At 63.9% G+C, this 13,443-nt stretch carries 10 protein-coding genes; 3 read left to right on the plus strand and 7 right to left on the minus strand.

All coding sequences use genetic code 11. The features are described 5' to 3' along the window. Positions 1-188: 188 nt before the first annotated feature. The 3 genes from eutC to AB5K84_RS32160 all read right to left on the minus strand — a co-directional run bounded on the left by eutC (position 189) and on the right by AB5K84_RS32160 (position 4,102). Positions 189-974: an ethanolamine ammonia-lyase subunit EutC gene (eutC, locus tag AB5K84_RS32150; protein ID WP_011085780.1), complete on the minus strand. Its 786-nt coding sequence runs from the start codon at positions 972-974 to the stop codon at positions 189-191. 6 nt (positions 975-980) lie between these two features. Then, a complete protein-coding gene (locus AB5K84_RS32155) occupies positions 981-2,567 on the minus strand; it encodes a B12-binding domain-containing radical SAM protein (protein ID WP_028172333.1) in 1,587 nt (528 codons plus the stop codon). 152 nt (positions 2,568-2,719) lie between these two features. Further along, a complete protein-coding gene (locus AB5K84_RS32160) occupies positions 2,720-4,102 on the minus strand; it encodes an ethanolamine ammonia-lyase subunit EutB (RefSeq protein WP_038965750.1) in 1,383 nt (460 codons plus the stop codon). A 314-nt stretch (positions 4,103-4,416) separates the two neighbouring features. On the opposite strand from AB5K84_RS32160, the gene AB5K84_RS32165 reads away from it, so the two are divergent. Beyond that, the gene (locus tag AB5K84_RS32165; protein ID WP_011084757.1) at positions 4,417-5,763 is read left to right on the plus strand and encodes an IS5-like element ISBj5_B family transposase; all 1,347 of its coding nucleotides are present in this window, start codon (positions 4,417-4,419) and stop codon (positions 5,761-5,763) included. 81 nt (positions 5,764-5,844) lie between these two features. Next, positions 5,845-7,575 carry a methyl-accepting chemotaxis protein gene (locus tag AB5K84_RS32170; protein WP_011085777.1) on the plus strand — a complete coding sequence of 577 codons (1,731 nt, stop codon included), beginning with the start codon at positions 5,845-5,847 and terminating at the stop codon, positions 7,573-7,575. Between the two features lie 243 nt (positions 7,576-7,818). Here AB5K84_RS32170 and AB5K84_RS32175 read toward each other — a convergent pair whose 3' ends face one another. Then, entirely contained in the window at positions 7,819-8,310 is a 492-nt protein-coding gene (locus tag AB5K84_RS32175) for a septal ring lytic transglycosylase RlpA family protein (RefSeq protein WP_011085776.1), read from the minus strand. A gap of 617 nt (positions 8,311-8,927) precedes the next feature. On the opposite strand from AB5K84_RS32175, the gene AB5K84_RS32180 reads away from it, so the two are divergent. Continuing rightward, positions 8,928-9,878, plus strand: coding sequence for an MBL fold metallo-hydrolase (locus tag AB5K84_RS32180; protein WP_051000273.1), 951 nt, complete (start codon positions 8,928-8,930; stop codon positions 9,876-9,878). Positions 9,879-9,961: 83 nt separating this feature from the next. Here the strand turns inward: AB5K84_RS32180 and AB5K84_RS32185 are convergent, their stop codons facing one another. From AB5K84_RS32185 to AB5K84_RS32195, 3 genes are all read right to left on the minus strand, one after another. Next, on the minus strand, positions 9,962-11,179 hold the full coding sequence (locus AB5K84_RS32185; RefSeq protein ID WP_011085773.1) for an acyl-CoA dehydrogenase family protein: 1,218 nt from the start codon (positions 11,177-11,179) through the stop codon (positions 9,962-9,964). Positions 11,180-11,401: 222 nt separating this feature from the next. Then, entirely contained in the window at positions 11,402-12,613 is a 1,212-nt protein-coding gene (locus AB5K84_RS32190; protein ID WP_038965753.1) for an ABC transporter substrate-binding protein, read from the minus strand. Between the two features lie 119 nt (positions 12,614-12,732). Next, positions 12,733-13,314: an HdeD family acid-resistance protein gene (locus AB5K84_RS32195; protein ID WP_028172340.1), complete on the minus strand. Its 582-nt coding sequence runs from the start codon at positions 13,312-13,314 to the stop codon at positions 12,733-12,735. Positions 13,315-13,443 lie beyond the last annotated feature (129 nt).

Below are 13,443 nucleotides of genomic sequence, written 5' to 3' on the forward strand. Positions count from 1 at the left end.
AATCGGCTCGGTCTGTGAGCTTATTGCGCTCCGCGAACGGCTTGAAAACGCCATACCAATGGGAGGCTTGCCCCTTGAAAATGCGCGGAAAATCGCCGCGAGGGGTTTAGCAGGTCCATAGCCTCCCTCGCAAGCAGGCGAAGTGTGGCCAAATCGATCAAGCTGTAGCGATTTTGCCGGAATGCCCGTTATTCGGGCAAGGACGTGCCAATTCGACGCGGCGCCCGGTCCGCGCTCTCGTCTTTCAGCGCGACGCCGGTGACCTCCCTTGCCAGCCCCTCCCGGAGGAGCCAGGCGATCTTGAAGGCGGCCTCGTCATTGCTCAACCCAGCGTGGTGGATGTTCGACACGCAATTGCGCTCGGCATCGGTGCGGCCCGGCGTCGGCGCGAAGGTCAGATAGGCGCCGAGGCTGTCGGGCGCGGACAGGCCGGGTCGCTCGCCGATCAGCGTCACGACCATGCGCGCGCCGAGAATGGCGCCGATCTGGTCGCCGAGCGCGACGCGCGCGCCGGAGGCGACGACAACATGGCCGAGCGCGACAGCATCGTCGGCTGCGAGCAGCGGCAGCAGGCGCGTCACCAGCGCCACCGCATGGGCGTGGACCGCCGCCGCCGACAGGCCGTCGCCGATCACGATCGCAAGCTGGCATGGCCTTGAGGCAATTCGCGCCAGAGCCTCGATTGAGCCGGCATCAAGCTGCCGCCCCAGATCCGGCCGGCGCAGATAGTCCCTGCGGTCGGCCGCCCGGCTCCTCGCCTCGGTGACGGCGAGGCCGAGCGCACCGAGATCCGCGAGCAGCCGCGGTACGTCGAAGACTGCATGCACGGCATCGCGGGCCCGGGCGTGGTCCAGCGTGAAGTCGAGCAGCGCGCGTGTCGGCACGCTTGCGCCGCTGCGGCCGAGCGCAACGCGCGCAGGCGTGAACGACCGCAGATCGAGGGTCGGGCGGCGCGGGACGGCCGGATCAGACATGTTGCGTCATTCGGCGGGAACGGAAGCCTCGCGCAGCCGGATCGAATAGTTCGAGGCGTTCTGCTTGCCGCTGGAGGCCGCGCGGGCAAAGGTGATGAGATGGTGCGCGATCAGGGTGCAGCCGATCAGGCCTTCGAGGTCGCCGCGCTTGATGCGACCCAACGCGAACTTCCAGAACACGCGCCTGTAGTCGCCGAGCACGCCGACCTTCCAGAAGATGTTGCGCAGCATGACGAGACCGCGCCTGATGTTGGGCCAGGTCTTCATCTCGTCCGCCACCGGCATCTTGAGACGATGAGGATAAACGTGGTCGCATTGATACTGGAAGCGCGCGAACACCTTCTCGGGCTCGTAGGCGACGCCCATGGCGTGCTTCCAGGATGCGACGACGTCGTCATAGGGCAACAGGAAGTCGACGTTGGAATCGCGGCCGTCGTCCTCGATCAGGCGCCCTTCCCGCTCCAGACGGTCCCACAGCGGCGTCTTCGGCAGCGCCTGGAGCAGGTTGATCGTGAGCAGCGGAATCCGGGACTCCTCGACAAAGGCGAGCAGCGCCTCCGAAGTGTTCGGCTTGTCGGTGTCGAGCCCCATGATGATGCCGGACACCACCTCCATGCCGTAGGAGTTGATGGTGCGCACGCCCTCCAGGATCGGGACCATCATGTTGTGGTCCTTGTGCATCGCCTTCAGCGCATCGGGATCGGGCGTCTCGATTCCGCAGAAGATGGTGATGAAATAGGCCTCGCGCATCTTCTCCAGGATCTCGGGGCGCTTGGCGATGTTGAGCGTCGCCTCGCAGGCGAGCCGCACCACGTAGCCGGTCTTCTTCTGCCATTCGATCAGATGCGGCAGCAGATCCATCGCCGCCTTGCGATTGCCGATGAAATTGTCGTCGACGAAATAGACCGTGTCGGTCATGCCGCATTCGCGCAGGCGATCGAGCTCGGCGATGATCTGCTCCGGCGACTTGATGCGCGGGTTGCGGCCGTAGAGGCCGGGGATGTCGCAGAACTCGCACTGATAGGGACACCCGCTTGAATACTGGATGCTACCGAGGAAGTATTTCTTCACGTCGGCAAGCTCGTAGGCCGGGATCGGAAACTCCGTCATCGGCACCCGGTCCTTGGTGGTCAGCACCACCTGGGTCTCGGGGCGCGAGATGTCGCGCGACAGAATCTCGATCAGCTGGTTGGTGGCGTCGCCGAGCTCGCCGACATGCAGATAGTCGAAGGACGGATAATAATCCGGGCAGGCGCTGACGGAGGGCCCGCCGAGCGCAACCGGGAGATCGAATTCATGGGCGCGGCGGCAGATGTCGTTCATCTGCTGGCGCTGGATGTGCATGCCGCTGACGAAGACGACTTCCGCCCAGCCGAACTCCTCTTTCGTGGTGCGGCGCAGGTTCTCGTCGACGAATTTGACCTGCCAGTCCTCGGGCAGATAGGCCGCCAGCAGCAAAAGCCCCTGCGGCGGCATGAAGGCGCGGACGCCATCGGTCAGCGGATAGGAATGCTCGAACGTACCGAACGACGACGTGTAACGCGGAAACACGCAAAGAATCCGCCGCGACGTACCGTTGCTTTCAGCTCGCATCAAAGCTCCCCCGCCACGCTCGACCTGGTTGCGGAAATTGCCAGCCAGACACATAGCGTAATGCTGTCGCCGGAATTTCTCAATATTGTGGCGTGAGCTTAATTCCGAGAGCGGCCAATGGTTTCCGGGGGCGAGCTGGCGCCTCCCTCACCTCAGGCGATCAGCCGGGAGGCAAAATCGGGCAGCAGGCCTGCATCGCCGGCAAGGCGGAAATCGGCGCCCACGATGCCCGACTGCGCCAGCCAGTCGTCGAATTCCGGCGCGCGGCGCAAACCGAAGACGTCGCGGACATAGAGCGCGTCGTGAAAAGACGTAGACTGGTAATTCAGCATGACGTCGTCGGCGCCGGGGACGCCCATGATGAAGGTGACGCCGGCGGCGGCGAGCAGCGTCAGCAGGTTATCCATGTCGTCCTGGTCTGCCTCGGCGTGGTTGGTGTAGCAGATGTCGACCCCGAGCGGCAGGCCGAGCAGCTTGCCGCAAAAATGATCCTCCAGCCCCGCCCGGATGATTTCCTTGCCGTCGTAGAGATATTCCGGGCCGATGAAGCCGACCACGCTGTTGACCAGCAGCGGGGCATAGGCGCGTGCGACCGCATAGGCGCGCGCCTCGCAGGTCTGCTGGTCGACGCCGTGATGGGCATTGGCGGACAGCGCCGAACCCTGGCCGGTCTCGAAATACATCACGTTCTGCCCGACCGTGCCGCGCCGCTGCGACCGCCCGGCCTCCTGCGCCTCCCGGAGCAAGTCGAGATCGACGCCAAAGCTACGGTTGGCGGCCTCGGTGCCGGCGACCGACTGGAAGACGAGGTCGACCGGCACGCCCTGCCCGATCAGCGACAGCGTCGTCGTGACATGGGTGAGCACGCAGCCTTGCGTCGGAAGCTTCAGCCGCGCGATGATCTCGTCGAGCAGGCGCAGCAATTGGGCGATGACGGTCGGGTCGTCGCTGGCGGGATTGATGCCGATGCAGGCATCGCCGGCCCCCAGCAGGATGCCGTCGAGGATCGAGGCGGTGATGCCCCTGGCATCGTCGAACGGATGGTTGGGCTGGAGCCGCGTGCTCATCCGGCCCTTCAGCCCGATGGTGTTGCGGAAGGCGGTGGTCACCTCGCATTTCCGCGCCGCCAGGATCAAATCCTGGTTGCGCATCAGTTTCGAGACCGCGGCCGCCATTTCCGGCGTGATGCCGGGGGCGAGCTTGCGCAGGATCTCGGGCGTCGCTGCGTCCGACAGCAGCCAGTCGCGGAAGGCGCCGACCGTGAGCGAGGCCACCGGCGCAAAGGCCCTTGCGTCATGGCTGTCGATGACGAGGCGGGTGACCTCGTCGGTCTCGTAGGGGATGAGCGCTTCCTGCAAGAACTGTCCGAGCGGAACATCCGCGAGCGCCATCCGCGCCGCGATCATCTGCTCGGCGCTGGCAGCGGCAATTCCGGCCAGCCGGTCGCCGGAGCGCGGCGGCGTCGCCTTGGCGAGCAGGTCGCGCAGATCCGGGAAGGCATAGGTCGTGGCGTCGATGGTATGGCGATAGACCAAGGTCCCCTCCGGGGTTCGTCGGCCAAAGGCCGACTCCAGGACTATCCTGAAACTATACCTTCGGATCAAGACGCTGAAATAACTTACCTTTCTTTCGACCAAGGACAAAGGCGCGTTAACGCCGCGTCCATCTTCGTTCTGCATAGTCGTCCGTGAAGAAGGACTAAGCCACTGATCGGGAATCTCGATTTGGGCTAAGGGGCATTTCCAGATTGCAAGGTTTTGATGCTTTGGGCGTCAGAACCTTGCGATTTGGTTTTCGTGGATTCCCTCGAAGCGGGAAGCATGATTCCTTGTCTGCATCGGAGGGAACGATGCGGCCGAAGAAGCACAAGACGACGGGATCGAACGATCTGTTCCGGGCTCGGCTCGACCAGATCATCAATATGAAGCACGAGCTGGTTCTGCTCGCCGGCAAGGTCGATTGGGACTGGATCGACGGCGAGATCGCGCCGCTCTACAGCGAGAACGGCAGGCCCGGGATCGAGACGCGCTTCATGATCGGTCTGCTGTTGCTCAAGCACATTTACGGGCTGTCCGATGAGGAGGTGTGCGAGCGCTGGGTCCATGACCCATACTTCCAGTTCTTCACCGGGGAAGAGTTCTTTCAGCACACGTTCCCGCACGAGCGCTCGGACCTGAGCCATTGGCGCAAGCGGCTTGGCGACAAGCTGGAGTTGCTGCTGGCCGAGAGCTTGCGGGTAGCGCACGAGGCCGGTGCATTACGCAGCCAGGACCTCAAGCGGGTTACGGTCGACACCACGGTGCAGCCGAAGGCCATCACCTTTCCGACCGATGCCAAGCTGCTGCATGCGGCCATCAAGGGGCTCAACCGCCTGGCGATCAGGCACGGCGTCAGGCTGCGGCAATCCTATGCTCGCATCGCCAAGGCCGCCGCGATGATGGCCGGCCGCTACGCCCATGCCAAACAGTTCAGGCGGCATCAGCGGCAGTTGCGTATCCTGCGTAGCCGGCTGGGCCGGATCATCCGCGACATCCGCCGCAAGATCGAAGGCCAGCCAGCACTGGAGCAGGCGTTCGCCCTCCCGCTCGGCCGGGCCACGCAGATCCGCTCGCAGCAGCAGCGCCAGCGCGGCTGGAAGCTCTATTCCTTCCATGCCCCGGAAGTGGAGTGCATCGGCAAGGGCAAGGCCAGCGCGCCTTACGAGTTCGGCGTGAAGGCCTCCATCGTCACCAACAACCGCCGGGCTCCCGGTGGCCTGTTCGTGCTGCACGCCAGCGCACTGCCCGACAACCCCTACGACGGTCACACCTTGCGGGACGTCATTGACCGCACCGAGACACTCACCGGCTGTCCGATCGAGCGGGCCTATGTCGACAAGGGATACCGCGGCCACGACGCACAAAATCCCCGTCGCGTCTTCATCTCCGGCCAGAAGCGCGGCGTTTTCGGTGTCATCAAGCGCGAGCTGCGCCGCCGCTCCGCCATCGAGCCCATCATCGGACACCTGAAGGCGGAAGGCCACCTCGGGCGCTGCTACCTCAAAGGCCGCGCCGGCGATGCCGCCAACGTCGTCCTCTCAGCCGTCGGACACAACTTCCGCCGCATCCTCGCCTGGCTGAGATATCTCTTGTGCCTGTTCCTGGCCCAGCTATGGCGCACGCTCGCCCGGCCAGCCTCGATCAATCCGGCTTCTTAACGGACGACTGCATAGTTTTGCATAGATTTTTACACGACCGCGCTCACCGGCCGCCTCAGGCCATTCGGGCCCCTGAAAACCATGACCATCGACCAATCTGGGAATGCCGCCGGCCTGGCCGGCCGCTTCACGCTTGCCACCAAGCTCTATGCGATCTTCGCGCTGTTCGCACTGCTCACGGCGGCGATTGCGATGCTGTCCGACTACAACAGCCGCCGCAGCGCCGACCTGACCAGCGCGATCGAGACGGCGAACGCGGCCGCGCTGAACGTCGAGCGCGTCAACTCGCTGGTCTATGCGGTGGTGATGGAATCGCGCGGCGTCTACATGTCGACGGAGCCTGCCGTCGTGAAGAAATACGGCGAGGGCCTGCTCAAGTTCAACGCGCAGATCCTCGACGTCGTGAAGCGCTGGGAAACCATCGTCAGGGACGACGATGCCGAGCAGTTCGCCACCTTCAGGAAGCGCATCGAGCAGTTCGTCGAGTTTCGCAAGGAGCTGGTCCGCCGCGGCGTCGAAATCAATGCGGCCGCGGGCCGCGAATGGGGCGACAACGACGCCAACCGCGCCGTGCGCTCGGCGCTGAACAAGGATCTCGAGGCGCTGTCCAAGGTCTATGCCGAGCGCGGCAAACAGATCGCCCGGCAGACCGAGACCAATCGCACCCTGTCCTTCGTCCTGACCAGCCTTGCCGGCGTGGCGCTGGCGCTCGTCGTGATCGGCATCGTCATCATCGCCCGCTCGATCGCCCGGCCGCTCGCCTCGATCACCGCCACCATCAAGCAGGTCGCCGATGGCGCCGAGAACGTCGTGGTGCCGTACGGCAACCGCGCCGACGAGATCGGCGGGCTGGCCCGCGCGATCCAGATCTTCCAGGACGCGATGGGGCGCAACCGCAACCTCGCCTCGCAGGTCTCGCAGGATTCCGCCGCGCGCGAGCAGCGCGCCCGCCATATCGAACAATCCGTCGAGGAGTTTCGCGACGCGATCGGCGCGATCATGCGCGGCCTCGGCGACAACGCCTCGGTCATGCGCGAGACCGCGCAGACCATCACGCGCGTCACCGCGGATGCAAGCAACCGGGCCGGCATGGCCGCAAACGCCAGCCAGCAGGCCTCGCACAATGTCACGGCGGTCGCAGGCGCGGCCGAGGAGCTGTCGGCCTCCGTCGAAGAGATCGGCCGGCAGGTCCGGCAGAGCGCCGGCGCGGTCGAGCAGACCGGCCAGCGCACCGAGAAATCGATCTCGGAGATCGAGAGCCTCGCCGCCGCCACCCAGCGCATCGACGGCGTGCTCAACCTGATCCAGGCGATCGCAGAGCAGACCAATCTGCTAGCGCTCAACGCCACCATCGAGGCCGCCCGCGCCGGCGACGCCGGCCGCGGCTTTGCCGTTGTCGCGCACGAAGTGAAAGCGCTCGCAGGCCAGACCGCCAAGGCGACCGCCGAGATCGGTGAGAACGTCTCCATGATCCAGGCCTCCACCCGCAACGCGGTCGATGCCGTGCGCGAGATCGGCGGCGCGGTGCGCGAGATCAACGAGGTCACCTCGGCGATCGCCGGCGCCGTCGGCCAGCAGGACCAGGCGACGCGCGAGATCTCCTCCAACGCGCAAAGCGCCGCCCAGGGCAACGAGACGCTGGTCGCCAACATCACCTCGCTGCGCGACGCCATCGGCGAGACCGATACGGCGGCATCCTCCGTGCTGACCGCGGCGAGCAGCCTGACCGCGACCGCGGAGACGCTGTCGCGCGAGGTGGAGAAGTTCTTCCAGAACCTGCGGTCGGATGCCCGCGCCGCCAGGGCGGGATAGCGGCGCGTTCGCCGCCGTGAAGCCGGCGGGGGCATGCCCCAGACAAAAAACGCGAAAACAACCCCATGCACAGTAGCCGGGGACAGTTTTTTCAATAGCTTGGCCGGCGGCGCGACACTGTGCGGATTTTACGAAGTCGATTTGACTGGTCGGGCAAAACACCGGCATGATGTCACCATGGCGGCGGTGCAGTTCGCCGAACCGTACCCTTCCGTCCCGAACTGCTGTGCTCTGCCTCTTTGTTCAGCCAACCGGTCCGGGAATCCAATCGTCGCCGGAAAGCGGCCTCACTGTTACGTCGGGAATGACCCCGAGCTCCAGGCTCGGATCGAAATGGCGCATCGTCCGCTCATTGAGATCAATGATGCGGCCAGGCCTGAGCGGCCCCACGTCGTTTATCTTGACGATGACCTTCTTGCCTGCGGCCTCGACGAGAGCATATTTCGGCCGAGCGCCAAATTGGACCCCACCAAATTTCTGACGCAAACTCGTCTTGATGGCAGCCGTCCACAGCGAGGGATCATAACGCTCGCCCGAGGCTGTGCTTGGGCCGCCCTCCTCCTTGCCGGGCTTGAACGGATTGTACATGGATGCTGCGCCAACGATCGCATCCCCAGAGGCGGCATTGACGATAGCGCTTGAGTGAGCTCCACCCGTTTCACTTCGAGCAACGGTAACAGAAACGGCAAGCGCAACCACGGCGCCGCAAATTGCGGCGCTCGAGCGGAACACCATTATATCTCCTTTGATTTTCTCGATCGTCCGGTTCCGGATGCCGCAAGACATGGACAAGCGAACGCTGAAGCGTTCAGGAACTTGCGCCAATCTTTTGCGGATTCGAAGCCAACCCCTGGCTACGGAACCGTTGTGGGAACCAGAGCGGTCCCACGGAGTGTTTTAATTCTCGCCGTCTAAGACAGGGATTGCGTCAGCAGAATGACCGACGAGAGCGACGCGCGACCGCACGAGTACGGCGGTAAAAGTGCGCAGTATCGAGCTTGCAATCCCGAAGAGTCCCGCGAAGGGATCGTCCAGCTCCAAGATCAAAGAGATCGCGCAGGCAAACAACCGCACACATACAAACAACGACATCGCGACGACCTGGAGGTATTGACGCGCTCCCAGCTTTGGAGTCGCCGAAAGGGTTAAGTCTTTAGCGTGCAAATATCGTGTTGCTGGTTGGTCGATAGCATCCGAAGATAACGCATTAGGCCGAAACCGTCGTCAGGCGGAGGCCCCGCGCACGCAATGCGCCGCAGCCAAGCTACAGGAGTACTGTTTCGGCCCATCCCAACCGAAGAGGAGGCACGACCATGAAATTCGCAAGATGGATTTTCATCGCCGCCCTTTCGATGTGCGCCACAACGGCGATCTCTCCGGCCACCATCGCAGCTGAGCCGACTGGCAGGATTACGATCTTGTATGACGCGTTCGGCGCTGATCCAGCAATGACAAAGGACTGGGGTTTCTCTGCGCTGGTGGAAGTCGCAGGAAAGCGCATTCTCTTTGACACTGGAGATAACGCCGAGATCTTCGAGAAGAATGTCAAGGCGAAGGGGGTTGATCTTACCACGCTCGATTTCGTCGTTCTCTCCCATCGTCACGCCGATCACATGGCTGGATTGAGCCATGTCCTGAGTGTGAACCCGAAGATCACGATTTACGCACCCAAGGAAGGATTTGGCATCTACGGTTCATCGCTCCCCTCGACGTTCTATCGCAAGGACGACTCCCTGCCCGAGGAGATGCGATACTACAGCGGCAAACCGCCGAAAATCATGGAGTTCGGCACCGCCTGGCCCACTGCCAACTTCCAATTGATCGATCAGACGACGGAGATCATGCCGGGCATCACCCTGATCGCTCTGATCTCCGATCTTCCCGGGACGAAGGAACTCAAGGAACTTTCTCTTGCCGTGAACACGCCGGATGGTGTGGTTCTCGTGGTCGGCTGTTCGCATCCCGGAATCGAACGCATCGTAGAGGCCGCAACAGTCATCAATCCGAAGATTCATCTCGTTGCCGGCGGCTTCCACCTTGTGGTTGCCACCGACGACGCCATCGAGAAGATCGTGATCGCCCTCAAGGACAAGTTCCGGGTCGAGAACATTGCCCCCGGTCACTGCACGGGTGAACCGACGTTTGCGGCGCTGAAGAAGGCATTCGGCGCGCGATACATCTATGCCGGTCTCGGCACATCGCTGGTTATCGGGCCCGACATCAATTCCAACGTCCGGCGTGGCGAGGCGCCGGCGCTTGACGATTTCGCGGTCTATCGCAAGCTTGCCAGTCGCGAAGACTGATTTCCCGCGAGAGAGCGGCGCTGCCATCGGCCGATCAAGTCGAAATCCGGGAGCGACTGGGTTAGTTCACGGCGCCCGCGTCGTTACGCCACGCCCACCCCGCCCCGCCTGATCAGCTCCTTGCCGACCGCGGCCAGATGCACCTGGTCAGGCCCGTCGCCGATGCGGATGAAGCGGGCGTAGACATAGGCGCGGGCGAGGAAGGTGTCCTGCGAGACGCCGGCGGCGCCGTGGATCTGGATGGCGCGGTCGATGACGCGGGCGGCCATGCTGGGCACCACGATCTTGGCCGCGGCGATCAGGTCGCGCGCCGCCTTGTTGCCCTCGCGATCCATCTTGTCGGCGGCCTGCAGCGTCAAGAGCCGCGCCTGCGCGATCTCGCAGAAGGAGTTGGCGATGTCCTCGCGCACCGAGCCCTGCTCGGCCAGCGGCTTGCCGAAGGCTGTGCGCGAGACCGCACGCTGGCACATCAATTCGAGGGCACGCTGGGCGCAACCGATCAGCCGCATGCAGTGATGGATGCGGCCGGGGCCGAGCCTCCCTTGCGCGATCTCGAAGCCGCGGCCCTCGCCGAGCAGGATGTTCTCCGCGGGCACGCGGACGTTGTCGTAGACGATCTCGGGATGGCCGACCGGGGCGTCGTCGTAGCCGTAGGTCAGCATGTCGCGGACGATGCGCACGCCCGGCGTCGCCTTCGGCACCAGGATCATGGATTGCTGACGATGGCGGTCGGGATGATCGGGCGCGGTCTTGCCCATCGCGATCAGGATCTCGCAATCCTCGTTCATCGCGCCCGACGTGAACCATTTGCGGCCGTTGATGACGTAGCTGTCGCCGTCGCACTTGATCTCGCACTGGATGTTGGTGGCGTCGCTGGAGGCGACCTGCGGCTCCGTCATCGAGAAGCCGGAGCGGATGCGCCCCTCCAGCAGCGGCGTCAGCCAGCGCTCCTGCTGCGCCGGCGTGCCGTAGTTCGCCAGCACCTCCATGTTGCCGACATCGGGCGCCGAGCAGTTGAAGACCTCGGGCGCCCAGAGGATGCGGCCCATGATCTCCTTTACGGGCGCGTATTCGAGGTTGGTCAATCCGGGTCCGTGCTCGCCTGACAGAAACAGGTTCCAGAGCCCCTGCTCGCGCGCCAGCCGCTTCAGGTCCTGGAGAACCTGCGGCGTCTTGTAACGCGTGGCTTCCGGTTTCACCTGCTCGTAATAGAGCTCCTCGACCGGCTCGACATGCGTCCGCATGAACCGGCGGACGCGCTCCTGCAATTCAAGCGAACGTGCGGAGTGTTGAAAGTCCATTGGGGTCTCCTGTTCGTGCCGCCAAAGCAGATGCCTCTTCCCTTCTCCCCTTGTGGGAGAAGGTGGCGCGAAGCGCCGGATGAGGGGTTGTATCCGCGCATTCAAATGTAGAGACGAGTCGCGGAGAGATACCCCTCACCCGGCTGCGCTTCGCGCATCCACCCTCTCCCACAGGGGGGAGAGGGTGCACCTTCTCCGTGGTTGCTTGCCGGCCTATTCGCCTCACGTCCCGCGCAACAGCTCGCTCGCCACGACCCAGTCGTTGCCGTCGAACTGGAGCATATAGCCGTCCTTGATGGGGCGGAAATCCTGCGGCGTGGTGTTGAGCGTGATGCCGGGCATCAGCAGCGACAGCGGCACGTTCTTTAAGTTGGCCGCCTGCGCCATGATGTTCTCGCGCGTCAGATTGTCCTTGCACTGCCTCAGCAGGACCACCAGGGCCTCGGCGACGGTGTAGCCGTAGAGACCCGCGACATTGTTGATGTCGGCATTGGGCAGGCGCTTCTTCATGAAGTCGATATAGGCCGTCATCGCCGGATCGTCCTTCGGCGCCTCGACGAACGGCTTGAGCGAGCCGAGCGACAGCACGCCCTTGCCGGCATCGAGGCCGGCCGGCACCATCACGGTGGCCTTGTTGGCGCAGCCGCTGGCGATGAAGCGCTGCGGCTGCCAGCCGACCTCGTGCGCCTTCCGGACCGCCTGCGCGCAGGCGCGCGGCGTCACCGAATAGATCAGGAAGACATCGGCCTTGGTGTTGGCGAGCGTCAGCACCTGGGAATCGACGGTCGGATCGGCAACCTCGAAGCTCGAGGCCATCGCAATCGCCTTGTCGGCATCGGCGCCGAGCGCTTCCTTGACGCCGCGCAGATATTCCTTGCCGGCGTCGTCGTTCTGATAGAGCACGGCGAACCGCGCATTCGGGTTCTTGGCGCGGGCATAGGCGACGTCGATCGCGGCCTCGCTGGTGTAGTTCGGCGCCCAGGGCAGCGCCATCGACCACGGCATGTTGACGGGATCGTTCCACTTCGAGGCGGAGCTGATCAAGAAGAGCTGCGGCACCTTGTTGCTGTTGAGATATTTCGCGATCGCCGAGCTCGGCGCCGTGCCCATGGTGGCGAAGATGAAGGCGACGCCGTCGCTCTCGACCAGCCGGCGCGCCGCCTCCATGGTCTTGGGCGGCGAGAACGCGTCGTCGAGCGAGATCAGATTGAGCTTGCGGCCGTTGACGCCGCCCTTCTCGTTGACCTCATCGAAATAGGCCGCGATGACCTTTCCGGTGATGCTGAGTGGCGAAGCCGGCCCGCTATAGGGCATGGTGTTACCGATCTTGATCTCGGTGTCGCTGACGCCGGGACCGTAGGATTTTTGCGCGGAAGCGGGCGTGGACAGGCAGGCGGCAGCCAATGCTGCGGCCAGGGCCAAAGCGGCTTTCATGGTTTCTCCCCGATGATTATCGCCGCGCGACGCCATCAGGCGAACGCGCGACGCGCTGCTTTTTGTCAGCGCGTCAGATCACCGGAGTTCCGCAACACGGTCTTGCGTCGAGTTGCTGGTTAGCTAGTGTGGCGCCGCCGCAAGCTGAAGCCCAGGCTGACCCAGCCCGCGCCCGCCATGATCAGGTCGATGCCGAGGAACAGGCCGAGGATGTAGACGCTGTTGACCGGCCAGCGCGCCAGGATCAACAATCCGAGCAGCAGCGTAATCACGGCCGATAGCGCCACCCACACCCACGGGCTTTCGCGCTTCATGCTGAAGGCGAGAAACAACCTGACCGCGCCGGAAGCGAGCAGCGAGGCGCCGAGGAACAGCGTCAACAGGACGGCGGCGAACAGCGGATTCTCGAAGGTCAGGAAGCCCGCGACGACGTAGAGCACGCCGAGCAGGGCCCAGATCAAGAACTTGCCCCAGCTCTTCATCTGGAACGCCCCGATGATTTCGGTGACCCCGGCCACGATCATCATCGCACCGACCACGATCACGCTCGCCACCGTCGCCATGACCATGCTGCCGAGCGCTACGAAGCCGGCGACGAGATAAACGACACCGAGCGCGACGATCCATCCCCATTTGGCATGCAGCGCGGTGATGCCCGAGCCGAGACTGGGATGGTGAGACGTATCCGAAGCACTTGTCATGGCGGCCACTCCTGCATGCGAAGCCCGCGGGCACACGCCAGACTAGCATGCACCGCACCCGGGCAACAGCCAGCAGAGCAGCCTTCACCGGCAGCAACATTGACGCAAATCAAGATCGAATGCGGCGCT

Origin of the sequence: Bradyrhizobium sp. 1200_D9_N1_1 (genome assembly GCF_052075915.1) — a bacterium.
GTDB lineage: Bacteria > Pseudomonadota > Alphaproteobacteria > Rhizobiales > Xanthobacteraceae > Bradyrhizobium > Bradyrhizobium diazoefficiens.